Here is a 16,681-nt window from a genome sequence, read left to right as displayed (position 1 = left end):
ATATCCCGCTCAGGTGATAATCACAGGGCCGTTATGGCCTGTTTCAGGCGTCCTGCTTTTCAGCTTCGCTGTCGCCGTCCTCGTCGGTCGCCTTGGCGTATTTCAGCGTCATGGGCACATTGGCCAGCACGAACAGGAAGAAGAGCGGGAAGGTGCCGAAGAAGCGGAAATTGACCCAGAAGCCTTCGGTCAGCTCCAGCCCCGCAAACCAGCGCATGGTTTCAGGCACGTCTGCGTCCACGATATGCCGCCACATCACTTCGTTCAGCAGCGCCAGGAAGGCGAAGAACAGCGCCCAGCGAATGCCCAGCATGACCCAGGCGTGGTCGGGCATGGAATAGATCGAGCCGAACAGGCGCTTCCAGACGTTAAAGCCGAGCGCGAAGCTGAACAGGATGGCGAAGCAGAAGATCAAGTTGATGATGGTGGGCTTGATGAAGATGAAGATCGGGTCTTGCAGATAGATCGTCATGCCGCCGAACAGGGTGACGATGACGAAGGTAACCGCCAGCATGGGCGGGAAGCGCTTTTGCGTGATCACCGCGTAGACCACGGCGGCGGCGGTCGCGATCATGAAAATGCCCGTCGCCCAGTAAATCGCCTGATCTTCTGCGAGGCGCTTGGCCACATTGTAGCTGATCATGAAGATCGCGGCGGGCCCCACATCCACCAGAAGCTTGGAGCCCTGGCCGATGGTCTTGCTGGAGGAGGTGTCGGGCGTGGCGTCTGACATGAAAATCTGTGTCCGCAATGGCGAGGGTGGAACTCTCTTACTGCCCTAATACGACGGTCAGTGAAAGTCGGATCGACTTAACCCAGCTGAATGGCGGCGAGCCCGAGCGCCAGAACGCCCGCCAGCACGATGCGTCGCCGTCCCAGCGGCTCTTTCAGGATCACCGCCGCCACGATGGCGCCGAACACTACGGATGTCTCCCGCAGCGCCGCCATCGGCGCGACCGGGGCGTTGGCGTAGGCGTAAAGCGCGAGGCCGTATGTGGTGATGTTGAAAAAGGACGCGAAAAATCCGCGCCGCAGCTCGGCGCGCGCGACGCCTAACACCTGATCGCCGCGCCGCACCCAGGCGGTCAGGCCCAGCGACAGGGCGCTGAGCACGAAGAACCAGGCCGCGTAGATCAGCGCGGACCCCGCCGCGCGCACGCCCGAGGCGTCATTGACCGTATAGCTCGCCGTCATCACGGCAGCCGAGAGCGCAAAGCCCAGCGCAGCCGCCTTGGGCGCGCCGCCCTTTTCAGGCCAGGCGAAGGCGATGATGGCGGCGGAGGCGACCGACAGGCCCAAAATCGCCAGCGGGCTCAAGGGCTCGCCCAGGATGAAAAACGCGAACAGGCCGGCGATGGCGGGCGCGGCGCCGCGCATGACCGGATAGACCAGATTCATCGATCCGCGTTGGAAGGCGGCGATCATCAGCATGTTGAACGCCCAGATGAGGCCTGCGCCCATCAGCAGGAACCGCCAGACCTCCCAGCCGGGAACCGGGAACAGAAACAGGACCGGGCTGAGCCAGAGCGCGGAAAACACCATCGAGACTGCCCGGAAGGTGAGCGTGTCGTCAGCTTGCTTGGTGAACAGCGCCATGCCGGCATGGGCCATGGCCGAGACAAGCGCAGCGAGCGCGGCGAGGGGCGGGATCGTCTCCATCACCCTCCGCTCATAGCGAGATCAGTCCGCGGCGTCCTCTATGGCGTGCATGTCATCATCGGACAGGCCGAAATGATGCCCGATCTCATGGACCAGCACATGGGTGATGATCTCTGACAGGGTCACATCGCCCCGCTCGCACCACTCAAACAGGATCGGCAGGCGATACAGGAAGACATAGTCAGGCCCGCCCACAGGGTCGAGCAGGGATTTCTGGGTCAGCTCCACCCCGTGATAGAGCCCGGTCAGCTCATACGGGCTCTCCATCGAAAAATGCTTCAGCGTCGCTGCGTCCGCAAAGTCTGGCGTCTGGATCACCACATTGCCGCACAGGGCCCGAAACTGTGCGGGCAAGCCGTCCCAGGCGCTCTGGGCGATCTCGAGGAAGAGGCTTTCATCGGGCGCGGTGAGGCGTGAGAGGTCGGCGGGTTTGAACATGGATGACAAATAGGATGATCGAGACCGGGTCGCCAGTGGCCGCAGGGCTTGTCATTGGAACATAAGTTGAACAAAATGCGCTGATGGCTGTTTCAGATCCCCTCCCGACCGCCCGCGCCAGCAATCCCGCAATCGATGACGCGCGCCTTCTGATGCGCGGCACGGCGCGTTTGCTGCTGGATCTCGGGATCACGGCCATCGCCGAGTTCACCCTGCCGTGCGGGCGCCGCGCGGATCTGGCGGGTCTTGGCCCCAAGGGCGAGATGGTGATCGTCGAGGTGAAATCCGGCGTGCAAGACTTTCGCACCGATGAAAAATGGCCTGATTATTTCGCCTGGTGCGACCGGTTCTACTTCGCGGTGTCTGAGCGTTTCCCTGCCGAGATGCTGCCCGAACAGACGGGCCTGATCATCGCTGATGGATTTGGCGGCGCCGTGGTGCGTGAAAGCCCGGTCGCCAAGCTCGCCCCCGCCCGGCGCAAGGCGTTGACCCTGAAATTCGCCCGCAACGCGGCTGAACGCGCGCTCAGGGCGATTTGAGCTGATCGCACCGCCAAGGCGCGCTAGCGTGCCCATTGGATGCGGGGGCGAAGCTATGGGTGTGATCTGGCTGGCGGGGCTGAGCGCGGGACTGGCGGTCGCTGGCGGGATGCTGGCGCACTGGGCTTGGCGCGTCTTGCTGGGCATGAAGCCAAAGATCATTCCGCGCCCGGTGTCTCCGCCGCCCGCTCTGGGTTTGCCGGCCTTTTCTGGCGTTCGGGCCCATGATTTTGTCTCTTCAAACGACCAGGGCGCGTTCGGCGAAGCGCTGACCACCCTGATGATGGCCTCGCAAGGCTGGACGGTATTGAACGGCAAGCCCGGCGCCGGACCCCAGGGGATAGATGGGATTTTCGTGCGTCCAGAGGGATCGCTCTGGCGCGCCTGCCTGATCGAGACCAAGACCAATCAGAGCCAGTATGCGACGCGCCAGATGGAGCGCAGCAAGCTGATGGGCAATCTCGACAGCCTGTATGTCACCAATTCCGACCCGGCTCTGGCGGCGCTGTATGAAGCGATCCATGACGGCTTGCGCGATAATGCGCCTTGGGTGTCGCTGGCGCTGTGGCGTCATCAATTGGGATCGGGGCTGACCCAGATCACGCCGCTGGACGGATCCGGCGCTCCGAACGGGCCGGTGCGCACCGTGAAATCCGATCTGATGATGCAGGGGCTTGCCTCTGGCTTGTCTGATATCGATCGCAAACGGCTCTATTGGGCAGGCGGGTCTAGCCGTTCGGCAGATCCAGCGACTCCAGAACAGTCTTGAACGCTTCCAGCCTTGGCCCCATCCGCGATTCGACCGCGTCACGAACCTGTGCGGAGGCCAGTTCGGGGCGGCCCGCTTGCAGAGGCGGAGCGGGATCGTATTCTAGGCTCAACTGTACCGCGCTGGCGTGGTCTTCGCCTGCGATTTCGCGCACCAGGCTCAGCGCGAAATCAATGCCCGCCGTCACGCCGCCGCCCGTGATGATGCGGCCGTCATGGACGACGCGGTCTTTCACAGGGATCGCGCCGAAGGCTTTGAGATGGTCGTGATAGCGCCAGTGCGTCGTGGCGCGCACACCGCGCAACAGACCCGCGGCGCCCAGAATGAAGGCGCCGGTGCAGACCGAGGTGACGTATTGCGCCTGCGCGGCCTGGCGACGGACAAAGTCCAGCATGGCGGCGTCCTGCATCACCGCGTCGACGCCATACCCGCCGGGAACGCACAACAGATCGAGATCGGGGGCGGTTTCGAGCGTGTGATTGGGCAGGATGAAGGGGCCGCAATCCGTGCGCACCGGCCCCTCGGACTTGGCGATCAAGGCGATCTCGGCATCCGGCAATCGGTTCAGGACCTGCAACGGCCCGGTGAAGTCGAGCTGGGTCAGATCGTCAAAAAGCAAGAACCCGACGGTCAGTCCCATGATCGACCTCCATCGCCGCTCGCCGTCGCGCTAGCGGGGCGCGCGTTTGGCGAGAATGCGCTGCAGGGTGCGGCGATGCATGTTCAGCCGACGCGCGGTCTCCGACACATTGTGATTGCACAGCTCGAAGACGCGCTGGATGTGCTCCCAGCGGACGCGATCCGCGCTCATGGGATTTTCCGGCGGGGCCGGCTTGGCGTCGGGCCGGGCGAGCAGGGCTTTCATGACGTCATCGGCGTCGGCGGGTTTGGCTAGATAATCCACGGCGCCTGATTTCACCGCCGCGACGGCGGTGGCGATATTGCCATATCCGGTCAGCATGATGACGCGGCAATCCTCGCGGGTTTCGTGCAGCGCCCGCACCACGTCCAGCCCGTCCCCGTCATCCAGACGCAAATCCACGACCGCGAAGGCGGGCGGATTATTGCGGGCGATGCTCATCGCCTCCGCCACGGTGCCGACGGCGTCGATCACGTCAAAACCGCGGCTCGACATCGCGCGCGCCAGGCGATTGCGAAGCGGCTCGTCATCGTCGACCAGCAGCAAGGTCTTGTCTTCGGGCAGGTCCAGTTCAGTGTGTTCGGTCACGGCCGAGGGGCTCCTTTAACCGGGTCGAGAAATCAGGCCCATGATTTAGCCCCATTCGCCCCCTGTCTGCAAAGGGCGCAATGAGATCAGAGCAGCTTTTACGGATCAGATTTAGGGCGATAAATCGGATGCGCCCACATCGCTCATCGGTTCGGCCTCCAGCGCTGCGCGCGGCAGGGTGAGAGACACGCGTGCGCCGCCGTCCATGGCATTGGTCAGGTCGACCGTGCCGCCAATGCGTTCGATCAAGGTGACGGCGATGAAGACCCCCAGCCCCAGCCCGCCATAGCCGGGCTGGCTGCGCCGCGTGGTCACATAGGGCTCGCCCAGCTTGGCGAGGATGTCGGGCGGAAAGCCCGGCCCGTCATCCTGAACGATGATATTGAGCTGGGTGTCGCTCCAGGCGCCGATGATCTGGACTTCGGTTTGGGCAAAATCCACAGCGTTTTCAATGAAGTTGCCAAGTCCGTATAACAGCTCGGTCTGACGTTTCAGGACGGGGGCGTCGGGATGCTCGGGGGTGGGCGCGAGCTTCACCACCACATGGGCGTCCAGCCCTTTGAGCGGTGCGGCGGCTTCCTCCATCAATTCACGCAAGCCGATGCGCTCGTGCATTTTGTCGGCGGTGTTGTGAGACGATTGCGACAGGCGTTGCAGGATGTCCCGGCACCGTTGCGCCTGGGAGATGATCAGGTCCGCATCCTCGCGCGAGAGATCATCCTGGGCGGCGCGCAGCATTTCTTTTGCGGTCAGCTGGATGGTGGCGAGCGGGGTGCCCAGCTCGTGCGCTGCGGCGGCGGCGAGCGCGCCCAGGGCCGACAAACGCTGTTCACGCGCCAGAACGCTCTGGGTGGCGGCGAGGGCGGCGCCCATGCGCTGGGCTTCAAACCCGACGCGCCAGGCGTAGACGGCGGTGAAGGCGATGGCGATCGCCAGCGCCACCCAGATCCCGGCCCGGTATGTGGAGGGCAGCACCACGGCCTCGGCGTCCGACCAGGGCAGAGGCAAATGCCAGATGCTCAGCGAGATCGAGCCGACGATGGCGATGGCGGCCAGCGTCAGCCACCAGCGACCGGGCAGGGCGGCGACGGCGATGACCACCGGCCCGACCAGCATGACCGAGAACGGATTGGTCAGACCGCCGGTCAGGGCCAGCAGGACCATCAGCTGGATCACGTCATAGGCCAGCTGCAGGAAAGCTTCCCAATCCTTGGCGAAGCGCTGGGTCGGCATGGCCAGCGACAACCAGGCGTTCACCCAGGCGCTGGCCGCGATCACGCCCAGACAGGCGCCCAGCGGCAAGTCAAACCCCAGCCCGTAATACACCACGATGACGGCCATGGTCTGGCCTGTCACCGCCAGCCAGCGCAGCAGGATCAAGGTCCGCAAGCGCACACGCCCGAACACCGGCGTCAGGTTCGGGTCAGCGTCAAGCTCTGACCAGTCAGGCTCAGTATTGGTGTCGCGCACGGTGTTGTTCTTCCCCAGATCGTCAGCCAAGCAGCTGATCCATGACCGCCCAACCCGTCAACGGGACGTTCTGACGCGCTGCGGCTCCGCCATCTCGCGGAAGGCGGGGTGTTCGCCCGCTTAGGCTGTATTCGGTCATCACTTATGCTGCACCGCCATAGCCAGGGCTCGCATCTGACACAAGAATGTCGTAGATCAATGGGATGGTTCGCGCTGCGCCAGCGCACAGCCACACACAGGATTCTTCATGGACTTGAAAAATCGACCGATCTGGCTTTTCCCGGTGATCGCCGCTGTTCTGGCCGGGCTGGCTGCGATTCTTCTTTTGACGCTCTCAGGCCAGAACCCGGCGCGATCCGGGTCGCCGGGCGCAGCGCCCGTGCGCATGTCTGGGGAAGCGGATATCGGCGGCGCGTTCACCCTGGTCGACCAGACCGGACAGACCGTGACCGACGCCGATTTCGCCGGTCGCCCGATGCTGATCTATTTTGGCTTCACCTATTGCCCGGACATCTGTCCGACCTCGCTGCAGGTCATGGCGGCGGCGCTGGACCGTTTGCCAGAGGCGCAGCGGGCGCAGTTTCAACCGCTTCTGATTACCGTCGATCCCGAACGCGATACGCCTGAAGCGCTGGCCTCCTACGTGGATTCGCCCGCCTTTCCCGAAGGGTTGACGGGGTTGACCGGCAGTGAAGACCAGGTCCGTGAAGCGGCGCGCGCCTACCGCGTTTATTATCGCCGTGTGGAAGATGACGGCACGCTGGCGGAGTACACCATGGACCATTCCTCGCTCATCTACTTGATGGGGCGCGAGGGAGAATTTGTTGAAGTCTTTCCACATCAAGCGACGCCGGATCAGATCGCGTCACGACTTCAACAGTTTTTAGAGAATAACCCGGCATAATTGCGATGAGCTGACAACGCTGCGGGCTCTGCCGAGCTCCCGGCGTGGAGGATAATGGCTATGCTTTACTCTTTTCTGGAAATGAGCCGGGCGGCGATGATGCCCTGGCGCGCCGCCGCCAATATGACCCGGCAGTCGCTGCGCTCTCCGCTCCATCCGGCCTTCGACACCCTGGCGGGCCGCACCACGGCCGCCGCTGCGGACCTGTTTGAAAGCCTGACGCGCTATTACGGCAAGCCCGAATGGGAGCTGAGCCCGGTTCTGGTCAATGACCAGCCTGTGGACGTCGTGACCGACACCGTCTGGAGCAAACCGTTTTGTTCGCTGCTTCATTTTAAGCGCGACCGGGCGGCGCTCGCGAAGGCGCGCGGCGTGAAGGTGACAGAACTCAAGGATCGCTCCGTCCTGATCGTGGCGCCCATGTCGGGCCATCACGCGACCTTGCTGCGCGGCACGGTCGAGGCCTTTTTGCCTGATCACGAGGTCTACATCACCGACTGGACGGATGCGCGCAGGGTTGCGGTCAATGACGGACGCTTCGATCTCGGTGATTACGTGCTCTATGTGCGCGAGATGATCACGGCGCTGGGCGACAACCCCCATGTGGTGGCGGTCTGTCAGCCTGGCCCGCCGACCCTGGCGGCGATTGCGCTGATGGCTGAGGATGAGGACCCGAAACGTCCGTCCTCGATGACCTTCATGGGCTCGCCCATTGATGCGCGAAAATCCCCCACCGTGCCCAATAAACTGGCTGAAGAGCGTCCGTATGAATGGTTCCGGGACAATCTGATCCAGACGGTGCCGGCCGTGTATCCGGGCGCGATGCGCCGGGTGTATCCGGGCTTCCTGCAGCTGACCGGCTTCATCAACATGAATTTCGAACGCCATGTGGACGCCCATTGGGACTTCTTCCAACACATGGTGGAGGGCGACGGCGACAGCGCCGACCGTCATCGTCAGTTCTATGATGAATACCTGTCCGTGATGGACCTGACCGAGGAATTCTACCTTCAGACCATCCACGAGGTCTTCCAGGCGCATACGCTGGCGCGGGGTGAGATGCATGTGGGCGAGCGTCTGGTGCGACCGGAAACGATCACCGATGTCGCGCTTCTGACGGTCGAGGGCGAGAACGACGATATTTCCGGCATCGGCCAGACCCAGGCGGCGCACACCCTGTGCTCGAACCTGCCTGAATCGCTGCGTCTGGACCATGTCCAGCCCGGCGTCGGTCATTACGGCGTCTTCAATGGCCGCCGGTTCCGCGAAGAGATCGCGCCGAAAATGAAAGCCTTCATGGCCGAGCATGACAAAGGGGCGTAACGCCCCTTTGTCCGCCTGAGGTTATTTCGGAGCCGGCGCGTCGCCGCCCTCATGGGTGATGCGCAAACCCAGGGTCTGCGCATCCGGAGCCGGATACGCCGCGAACGCCGCCGCGGACACGGGGGCTTCGGGGTTCATTTCAAGGGTCAGCACGCCGCCCGAGCTGATGAAGCGGTCCAGCGCCGGTCCAGCCTGATCCACAAGACCCGCGGGCAGTTGCGCGCCTGCGAACGCCAGTCCCATCCGTGACATCGCGCCAAGCTGAACGCGGGCCTGTTGCTCGCTGACGCCGGAGCTCTGGGCGATCTGGCTGGTGATGCGCTCCATCAGGGATTCGTCAGTCAGCTGCAGCCTGAATCGATGGATCATCAAGGGCGCCATCAGTTGAGCGGGATCCGGCGTCGCGCCGGGTTTGTCAGCCGTCAGACCCTCGGCTTGTTCCGCATAGGCGCTCAGGCCCGACACGTCCTGCTCAAAGCTGAGGGTGAGGCCGTCCACGAGGCGAATGATATTTTCGTCTTCCGTCCAGGCGCGGTCCGTCTCAGGGTCGTAACGGCTTTCCCCTGACGCGCTAAGCTCAAGCTGATCATAGCCCAGCATGTCAAAGCTACGGACGATATCAGCGCTTTGCGGATGACCGGGGGCCGGGCTCAGGGTCAGTGAAGGCAGGTTCAACTGCGAGGACAACACGCCGCTTCCCAGCGACTCCACGCTGGCGGTCAATTCGGGCAGGGTGATGGCGATCCCGCCCACTGAAACCAGCAGATCATTCAGGGTCAGCGTCTCATAAGGAGCCTGATCGGGCGACATCAGGCTGGCGCCGAAGGGCGAGCCCTCATCAAGACCGTCCAGTTTCACGCCCGAAACCTGCATCTCGCCCAGGCGCAGGGACAGGGGGCCGCCTTGTTCGTCACGACCATCCAGCGTCAGCGCGCTCAGCTGACCCGTTTGCAGGGTTTCACCCTCTTCAAAGCCTTCAAGCACCACCGCTCCAAGCGTCAGGGACAACGCGCTGGACGGCGTATCTTCAAATTGCATCGCCAGTTCGGCCATTTCGAACCGGGCGAAGCCGAACCCCGAGCGGTCTTCGTCCAGATCCCCAAGGCTGTCCTCACCGCGGAGCAGGTCTGCGATCTTGCGCGCCAGAGTTTCAGACGGTTCGACCAAGCTCAGAACGTGAGTGCTCAGTTCGCCGTCAGGCGCTTCGATCACGGCGTTTTGCAGTTCCAGGGCGGTGAAAAAGGGCTGGTCTTCCAGCCTTTGCGGACCGGTCAAAATCAGTTCGCTCGCCGTCAGGCGGCCATCTTCCAGCGTCATGGCGAAATCTGTGAAGATGTAGGCGCCGCGTTCAAACCGGCGTTCGGACCAGCTGGCGCGACCTTGCTCCTCGAGCCCGAAATCGGCCAGCGCGGACTGGGCCTGGGCTTCGCTGACGGGGCGCGTACGCGTTTCAGCGCGGTCGCCCTGACCCGCCTCGGGAGCGCAGGCCGCGAGGCCCAATCCCAGAGCGAGCACGACAGCGAGCGGGGCGCGGTGGGTCTGTAGGGCCATGATCCATCCTTTGGCGAAGCTTTGGTCCGGCGAGCCTATCGCAAGACCCGGCGCAAACCCAGAGACGTTGATGGCCGTGTCAGGTGGGAGCGTCAGAGGATTATTGTGCGCCGCCCAGACGGCCCAACAGGTCCGCAATCGGGTCACCATCTTCAGACGGCGTTTCTTCCGCCTCGTCTGGCTGAGGTGCGGCGTCTCCTGTCGGCTGGGTTTGCACAGGCGGGCTGAGCAGGTTGGCGATGGGGTCATCACGGCGCGGCGCATCCGCCAGCACGGCGTCCAGCCCCCGCGGCGGCACGGGCGCGGCGCTCATGAAGGCGGCGAAAACCCGGGCGGGTCCGGCGCCGCCCACGGCGTCCGTCGTGGCGGAATAATCGTCATTGCCCATCCAGACGACCGCGGTCAGTCCATCCATCCAGCCGGCGAACCAGGCGTCGCGATTGTCGTTGGTGGTGCCGGTCTTGCCGCGCACAAGCCGTCCGTCCACACGGGCGCTGCGGGCGGTGCCATAGCTGACTGCGGCGTCAAACAGCTGATCCATCTGTCGTAAAATACGATCCGCCAGCACCCTCTCGCCCTGCTGGGGTTGATGCTCGAACAGGATGTCGCCCTCAGCCGTGCGCACCGATAAAATCGCATAGGCGTCGGCGCTGCGGCCGCCATTCATGAAGGGCAGATAGGCCTGGCCCAGCTCCAGCGGCGTGACTTCATACGCGCCCAGCGACAGGGCGTGGGTGTTTTCAAGCGGGCTGTGAATGCCCATGCGGCGCGCGGTGCGCATCACCCAGCCCCGCCCCGTGGCTTCAGCCACCTGCACGGCGACGGCGTTGGACGAGCGGGCGAAGGCGCGCTCGAGGCTCATCTCGCCTTCATAGCGATCGCCATAGTTCTGGGGCGCCCAGTCGCCATAGGAGATGGGCGCATCGACAAAGACGTCTTCGGGGCTCAGACCGCCTTCAAAGGCGGCGGCGTAGACAAAGGGTTTAAAGGCGGAGCCGGGCTGACGCCGGGCGTTCACGGCGCGATTGAACGGCGCTTGCGCATAATCATGCCCGCCCACCATGGCGCGCACCCCGCCCTGGCTATCAAGCGCGATCAGCGCGCCTTCACTTGCGCCGCGGGCCCAATCGGGGTTTTCAAGCCCTTGCGTCAACGCGGTTTCAGCGGCGCGCTGGGCGTCTACATCCAGCGTGGTGCGGACGATCAGATCGCCCTGATGCCCCGGCGCCAGCTCGCGCACCTGGGTCATCACCCAGTCGGCGAACCAGCCCGCGCCGGGGCTGGAGCTGCCGCGCGAGACCCGGATCGGGGTGGAGGCGGCGTCGATGCGTTCGCTCTGGCTGATCCGTCCAGTGGCGTACATCAGATCCAGAACCACCGTGGCGCGCACCGATGCGCGTCGGGAATCGTTGGTCGGCGCGTACCGGGACGGCGCTTTCAGAAGCCCGGCCAGCAAGGCGGCTTCGCCAATGCTCAGATCGTCGGCGGGCTTGCTGAAGTAACGCCGGGATGCAGCCTCCGCCCCCCAGGCGCCAGCGCCGAAATAGACGCGGTTGAGATAGAGGGCGAGGATTTCGTCCTTGGTGAAACGATGCTCCAGCCAGAGCGCCAGCAGCACTTCCTGCGCCTTGCGCTCATAGGTGCGCTCGGAGCTGAGAAACAGGTTCTTGGCCAATTGCTGGGTGATGGTGGAGCCGCCCTGAACCACGCGGCCTGCGCGGATATTGGCCATAAGGGCGCGCGCCGTGCCGATCAGGTCTATGCCGAAATGGCTGTAAAAGCGCCGGTCCTCGACCGCCAGCACCGCGTCAGCGAGGTTTTGCGGCAAGGCGTCGGCGGTGATCACGGCGCTGGTGGACTGACCCCGGCGCGCAATGGTGCGGCCATCGCGATCCAGCAGAACGGTTTCACCCGTGTGCGGCGCGGGTTCTATGGCGCTGAGATCGGGCAGGGTGCGCGCCAGATGCACGACGACGCCTGTGGTCAGCAATCCGCCGGCGATCACCAGTATGGCGAGCACGCGCAACCAGACCGGCATGCGGCCTTTGCGGGATCGGGCGGGGCGGTGTGTGCGAGCCATGACAGCGTCCAGACTTGAGACCCCGCCTTGATGCCCGATGCGGCGTTAAGGCTGCGTGAACTATAAAAGCGCGAGGGCCGGGTTGCGTCTGCTTGGAAGGCGGGGGAAGCTTGTCATGCCCGGATCAGGCCGGGCGTGGAGGGGTTTCATCATGTCTATTCGCCGTCTTGTGAGTCTGAGCGCGTCGCTGGCCGTTCTGCTGGCCGTTTCGGGCTGCGCCATGATCCCGGAAGGCGATTCCGTGTGTACGGGCCAGGGCCCCAATTCAGGCAGCTGGCCCTATTGCGCGCCGTCAGAGCCCGGCGGACCGGGCCCGGCCGATGACCCGATTGACCCCACAGGGCGCGGCGTGCGCGGCTAAGCGCCGTCACGAAAACATCACTCTGAATTTGTGCGGCGCGGATTACAGTCCGCCTCCTGTGTTGGACATGGCGAGGGGATGACCATGAACCGTATTGCCGCTCTTGTGATCGCGCCGCTGCTGGCGAGCGCCTGTTCCCAATCGGATGCGCCGCAGACGGGCGCCGGGCCGGAAGCTGGAACCTCAGCCTGGACCACGCTGGACGGTCAGCCCCCGCAGGTGATCGCCCATCGCGGCGCGTCGGGTTTGCGTCCTGAACACAGCCAGGCCGCCTATCAGCTGGCGCTTGAACAGGGCGCGGATGTGATCGAGCCGGATCTGGTCATGTCGTCGGACGGCGTTCTGATCGTGCGCCATGATCCGTATCTGTCGCACTCCACCGATATCGCCAATCGGCCTGAATTCGCGGATCGCCGCAGCGTGATCCTGGGGCGCGAGGATTGGTGGGTTCCGACCTTCACCGCAGCGGAGCTCCGCACCCTGACGGCAAGCCAGACCATGGACGATCGCGACCAGTCCTATAACGGACAATACCCGGTTATGACGTTTGAGGATTTCCTGGACTTTGTGGCCGCCGAGCAAGAGCGTTGCGCCTGCGAGATCGCCATTGAGCCCGAGGTGAAACTGCCGGCGGAATTCACGGCGATGGGTCTTGATCCGCTCCCGGCATTGCTGGCGGCGCTCGAGGCGCATGATCTGAACCGGGCGGATGCGCCGGTGGTCATCCAGTCCTTTGACGCCCCGTTCCTGCAGCGCCTCAACGCTGTGTCAGAGCTTCCGCTCGCCATGCTGTATGCGGGTCCGGATGCGGAGGGCGCAAACGCCGGCGGGCTGAGCCTGGAGGAGATCGCCCAGTTCGCGGACGGCATTGGCGCCTACAAAACCCTGTTGCTCACGCCGACGGGCGACAGCACGGGCTTTGTCGAGCAGGCGCATGATCTGGGGCTTGAGGTCCATGTGTGGACCGTGCGCGATGATCGCGAGCCGCTGACCGGCGACACCGTGCAGGACGAGTTGCGTGCGCTGTATTCAGTCGGTGTCGACGGCGTCTTCACCGACTTCCCCGCAACGGCGGTCGCGGTGCGCGAAGAGATGGCGAACGAATAGCTGATCTGAAGCAGGTCCAGGCTCTGCGCCCCGGCCCGTCAGGGCCGCAAGGCCAAAGGCCGTTCGCAGCGTCAGCGAGGATAACAGCCCGCAGGGCTTGAGAAACAAACAGCCCGTCAGGGCCGCAAGCGCAAAGCGCGCCCGCAGCGAAGCGAGGATCAAAAGCCCGCAGGGCCTCGTAAAACTTCACAACAAAAAGCGCCCGCCGGATTGCTCCGGCGGGCGTTATCTTGTCGCTCAAGAAGAGGGGTAAGGCCTTAGCCTTGTTTCTTCTTGCCGCGCGGCTCGATGCCGCGACCGGTGGTGCGCTCGGCGATACGCGCGGACTTGCCGCGGCGATCACGCAGATAATACAGCTTGGCGCGACGCACTTTACCCTTGCGCTTGATCTCGATGGACTCGATCAGCGGAGAGTGCACCGGCCAGACGCGTTCCACGCCTTCGCCGAAGCTGATTTTACGCACGGTGAAGTTCTCGTTCAGACCGCCGCCGGAGCGCGCGATGCAGACGCCTTCGAAACGCTGAACCCGCTGGCGGTCGCCTTCGCGGATCCACACGTTCACGGTCAGCGTGTCACCCGGAGAGAACTCGGGGATTTTCTTGTCGCCGAGCACGCGGACGGCTTCTTCCTGCTCGAGCTGTTGGATCAGGTTCATGGCTCTTCTCCTTGACGCCGCTGATATCTCTTCCAGAGATCGGGTCGGCGCAGTCGCGTTATATCTTCGGCCTGTTCCTTACGCCACCGGGCGATCCGGCCATGATCGCCTGACAGCAAAACGTCGGGTATTTCACGCTCTTCCCATTCACGCGGTCGCGTATAATGGGGGTATTCGAGCAGATCACCCTCAAAACTCTCGTCTTCGGTGCTCTCGATCTTGCCAAGCACGCCGGGGATCAGCCGCACACAGGCCTCGATGAGGACCATGGCGGGGGCTTCCCCCCCGGCGAGCACGGCGTCGCCGACACTCACCTCGTCCATGCCGCGCGCTTCGATGACCCGTTGGTCGAGACCTTCGAAGCGGCCGCAAAAGACAATAACGCCCGGACCCGCCGACCACTCTCGCACCATGGCTTGAGTGAGCGGCTTGCCCCGAGGCGTCAGATAGATCAACGGCCGTCCCTCTCTGGGCAGACTGTCGATCGCCGCCGCCGATACGTCAGGGCGCAGCACCATTCCTGGGCCGCCGCCAGCCGGCGTGTCGTCAACGGAGGCGTGCTTATGACGGGAAAACGACCGGATGTCCACCGTCTCAAGCGCCCAGAGTCCGTTCTTTCTTGCAGTCTCGAGCAATGAGACCCCAAGCGGACCCGGAAAAGCGTCCGGATAGAGGGTGAGAACCGAAGCGTTAAACGTCATGGCGCGCGCTTATGGGGCGCCAAACCCTGTGACGCAAGGAGAGAAGGGAGTCAGGGGCAGGGATAGCCGCAAACTTATCCGCCCCCTCCCAAAGCTGAGCCATACTCTCATCCGTTCCTCCCATGACGGGCGGCCGGCGCGTTCAGGCTGGGAGGGGCGGGATGTCCCGAGGACAAGGCGTTTAACGCACGCTCTGGCCGAAAAGGCGGATCATCACCGAGCGGTCCAGGGCAGCGGCGTCTGATGAGACGGTGACTGCACCGGCGGCGCGACAGCGCAGAAGTCTCCGCGCGGTGATCCCGATAAAACATCTCCAGCGCGGGAGCCGGGTTTGGCTTCCAAGACTTATCGTTCACCTTCAAACGGCCCGCTCCCGCGCCACCCGTCATTTGGCTCACCCTTGCGTTTGCGCGCGGGGCTGGCGGTTTATGGGTCCCCGGGTCAAGCCCGAGGACCGAGATGTAGAGTAGAACCCTCTCGGCCTTCGGACTTGATCCGGAGGCCCATGCGGCGTTTCAGACCATGCCTTACTGCAGATCCGTGCGCCGGGCGCTGATCACGCGCCAGCTGCCGTCGGTTCGGGGATTGAGCAGCCAGACCGTGCCGGTGACGCGCGCGCCGTCGCCGGGGTTCAGTTCAGGATAGACGGTGCGCGCGGCGATCAGGGCGCGGTCGCCATTGGCGCTGAACACAGGGCGGCTCGGTTCGATGCGGACGGCTTTGGCTGCGCGCGGGGCTGAGGCGCGCACCCGTTCCGCCCCATACTGCTCGGCGAGCGCTTGGGCGCAGGGCGTGGCGCGTCGGGATTGATTGTCGGCGAGAAACGCTGACCACAACGCCGCATCGGCGTAGAGCCGGTCATCGCCGACTTCTTCATAGGCCGCCTCCCAGGCGCGCATTTCGCGTTCGGCTTGGCTCAGGCCGACATCGCGCTGCAGGGGGCTGTAGGCTCGCCAATAGGCGCTGCGCAGGGCCTGATCTGTCGCGCTAGAGCGCCAGGTCGGCGAAAATCCCATCTGCCGCACATAGGCCCACCGGTCAGAGCCCGCTTCGGGCCAAAGCCCGGTGCGCTGCGCCAGCTCGGCGCTGTCGCCGCTTTCAGCAGCCGCCCCCAGAATCGGACTCAGCACCGCTGTCGTCACCGCACAGTCGCGATCCGCCCGCCGATCCGGCGCGCTGGCGCAGGCTGTGAGGAACAGAAGTGTGAGGAGGGCGATCAGGCGGGGCATGGGGGCTTAGTCCTCGCCCTCGCGGCACAAAACAGGCAGGCGGGCCGGGTCAGGCATCTGAGTTGCGGGTTGCGCCCCTGAAGGTGAGAAGATCTGTGCACCCACATAAAGTTGCTCATTCATGCAGTATTCGTAGGGCGCCGGCGCCAGGCGCCAGTTTTGCAGCTCCTGATGCAATGCATGACTCAAGGTGCGCTCTGCGCGATCAACATCGGATAGGCAAGCTACATCGGGGTCATTGAGCGCCCCGTTACTGGTCGGGCGCGCTGCAAAGGTGCAGACCATGTGCGTTGCGCCATGCTCGGCTGCGCGCATGGGAAAGAGGATGTCCGTTTTCAGGAGCCATTGGCCCGGAAGGGCCTGCCAGCCCGCGCCATCTCGCTGGAAGGCTAGCCTGTCGGCGAGGTTATAGCTGGAAAATCTGGCTAGTCGTCGTGACGGCAAGTCAATCTGGGCCAATACTCTGTCGGCTTCAGCCTGCAATCCGTCATGACCTTCCGGGCATTGAGCCGTGATCTGCTCTGGCGCGCGTCTGGGATCATCGCGTTCGGAGACGCCGCGCAGGCCGCACTCAACGCTTTGTGGGTCCTGCGCAGCCAATGCCAGCGCGGCGAGCCAGATCATGGATATCCCCCTCTTTTAAAGAGAGGGTGCCCCAGCCTTTCT

At 64.0% G+C, this 16,681-nt stretch carries 18 protein-coding genes; 6 read left to right on the top strand and 12 right to left on the bottom strand.

Annotated elements, in window-relative coordinates:
- Positions 1-43: 43 nt before the first annotated feature.
- The 3 genes from G405_RS0106610 to G405_RS0106600 form a co-directional block, all read right to left on the bottom strand.
- Positions 44-733: an inner membrane-spanning protein YciB gene (locus G405_RS0106610; RefSeq protein ID WP_022700725.1), complete on the bottom strand. Its 690-nt coding sequence runs from the start codon at positions 731-733 to the stop codon at positions 44-46.
- Positions 734-810: 77 nt separating this feature from the next.
- Positions 811-1,659 (bottom strand): DMT family transporter, encoded by an 849-nt coding sequence (locus G405_RS0106605; RefSeq protein WP_022700724.1) that lies wholly within the window; start codon positions 1,657-1,659, stop codon positions 811-813.
- Between the two features lie 21 nt (positions 1,660-1,680).
- Complete coding sequence (locus tag G405_RS0106600; protein WP_022700723.1) at positions 1,681-2,097, bottom strand: metallopeptidase family protein; 417 nt, start codon at positions 2,095-2,097, stop codon at positions 1,681-1,683.
- Between the two features lie 83 nt (positions 2,098-2,180).
- Here G405_RS0106600 and mmcB point away from each other — a divergent pair, with 83 nt between their 5' ends.
- Together mmcB and G405_RS0106590 are read left to right on the top strand one after the other, a co-directional pair.
- Complete coding sequence (gene mmcB / locus G405_RS0106595; protein WP_022700722.1) at positions 2,181-2,636, top strand: DNA repair putative endonuclease MmcB; 456 nt, start codon at positions 2,181-2,183, stop codon at positions 2,634-2,636.
- A gap of 55 nt (positions 2,637-2,691) precedes the next feature.
- Positions 2,692-3,405 carry a hypothetical protein gene (locus G405_RS0106590; protein WP_022700721.1) on the top strand — a complete coding sequence of 238 codons (714 nt, stop codon included), beginning with the start codon at positions 2,692-2,694 and terminating at the stop codon, positions 3,403-3,405.
- Here the strand turns inward: G405_RS0106590 and G405_RS0106585 are convergent.
- The 3 genes from G405_RS0106585 to G405_RS0106575 all read right to left on the bottom strand — a co-directional run bounded on the left by G405_RS0106585 (position 3,365) and on the right by G405_RS0106575 (position 6,133).
- A complete protein-coding gene (locus tag G405_RS0106585) occupies positions 3,365-4,045 on the bottom strand; it encodes a DJ-1/PfpI family protein (protein ID WP_022700720.1) in 681 nt (226 codons plus the stop codon). The genes G405_RS0106590 and G405_RS0106585 overlap by 41 nt on opposite strands.
- A 30-nt stretch (positions 4,046-4,075) precedes the next feature.
- Entirely contained in the window at positions 4,076-4,633 is a 558-nt protein-coding gene (locus tag G405_RS0106580; RefSeq protein WP_022700719.1) for an ActR/PrrA/RegA family redox response regulator transcription factor, read from the bottom strand.
- 111 nt (positions 4,634-4,744) lie between these two features.
- On the bottom strand, positions 4,745-6,133 hold the full coding sequence (locus tag G405_RS0106575) for an ActS/PrrB/RegB family redox-sensitive histidine kinase (protein WP_022700718.1): 1,389 nt from the start codon (positions 6,131-6,133) through the stop codon (positions 4,745-4,747).
- A gap of 217 nt (positions 6,134-6,350) precedes the next feature.
- Between G405_RS0106575 and G405_RS0106570 the strand changes: the two genes are divergently transcribed.
- On the top strand, positions 6,351-7,007 hold the full coding sequence (locus G405_RS0106570) for an SCO family protein (RefSeq protein ID WP_022700717.1): 657 nt from the start codon (positions 6,351-6,353) through the stop codon (positions 7,005-7,007).
- A 60-nt stretch (positions 7,008-7,067) separates the two neighbouring features.
- On the top strand, positions 7,068-8,330 hold the full coding sequence (locus G405_RS0106565; protein WP_022700716.1) for a polyhydroxyalkanoate depolymerase: 1,263 nt from the start codon (positions 7,068-7,070) through the stop codon (positions 8,328-8,330).
- A 21-nt stretch (positions 8,331-8,351) separates the two neighbouring features.
- Here G405_RS0106565 and G405_RS0106560 read toward each other — a convergent pair whose 3' ends face one another.
- Positions 8,352-9,881, bottom strand: coding sequence for a hypothetical protein (locus G405_RS0106560; protein WP_156861402.1), 1,530 nt, complete (start codon positions 9,879-9,881; stop codon positions 8,352-8,354).
- A 100-nt stretch (positions 9,882-9,981) separates the two neighbouring features.
- Positions 9,982-11,961, bottom strand: coding sequence for a transglycosylase domain-containing protein (locus tag G405_RS0106555; protein WP_022700714.1), 1,980 nt, complete (start codon positions 11,959-11,961; stop codon positions 9,982-9,984).
- Positions 11,962-12,112: 151 nt separating this feature from the next.
- On the opposite strand from G405_RS0106555, the gene G405_RS0106550 reads away from it, so the two are divergent.
- Positions 12,113-12,322, top strand: coding sequence for a hypothetical protein (locus tag G405_RS0106550; protein ID WP_022700713.1), 210 nt, complete (start codon positions 12,113-12,115; stop codon positions 12,320-12,322).
- A gap of 84 nt (positions 12,323-12,406) precedes the next feature.
- The gene (locus tag G405_RS0106545; RefSeq protein ID WP_028284589.1) at positions 12,407-13,429 is read left to right on the top strand and encodes a glycerophosphodiester phosphodiesterase family protein; all 1,023 of its coding nucleotides are present in this window, start codon (positions 12,407-12,409) and stop codon (positions 13,427-13,429) included.
- A gap of 257 nt (positions 13,430-13,686) precedes the next feature.
- Here G405_RS0106545 and rplS read toward each other — a convergent pair whose 3' ends face one another.
- The 4 genes from rplS to G405_RS0106525 form a co-directional block, all read right to left on the bottom strand.
- Positions 13,687-14,085, bottom strand: a complete 399-nt coding sequence (rplS, locus tag G405_RS0106540) for a 50S ribosomal protein L19 (protein WP_022700711.1) — start codon at positions 14,083-14,085, stop codon at positions 13,687-13,689.
- A complete protein-coding gene (trmD, locus tag G405_RS0106535) occupies positions 14,082-14,786 on the bottom strand; it encodes a tRNA (guanosine(37)-N1)-methyltransferase TrmD (protein WP_022700710.1) in 705 nt (234 codons plus the stop codon). The genes rplS and trmD overlap by 4 nt, the downstream gene beginning before the upstream one ends.
- 527 nt (positions 14,787-15,313) lie before the next feature.
- On the bottom strand, positions 15,314-16,015 hold the full coding sequence (locus G405_RS0106530; RefSeq protein ID WP_022700709.1) for a hypothetical protein: 702 nt from the start codon (positions 16,013-16,015) through the stop codon (positions 15,314-15,316).
- Positions 16,016-16,021: 6 nt separating this feature from the next.
- On the bottom strand, positions 16,022-16,639 hold the full coding sequence (locus G405_RS0106525; RefSeq protein WP_022700708.1) for a hypothetical protein: 618 nt from the start codon (positions 16,637-16,639) through the stop codon (positions 16,022-16,024).
- Between the last annotated feature and the right edge of the window lie 42 nt (positions 16,640-16,681).

This window comes from Oceanicaulis alexandrii DSM 11625 (assembly GCF_000420265.1).
Classification (GTDB): domain Bacteria; phylum Pseudomonadota; class Alphaproteobacteria; order Caulobacterales; family Maricaulaceae; genus Oceanicaulis; species Oceanicaulis alexandrii.
The sequence above is the reverse complement of the archived record's forward strand: the minus strand, read 5'-3'. Positions and strand labels throughout refer to the sequence as shown.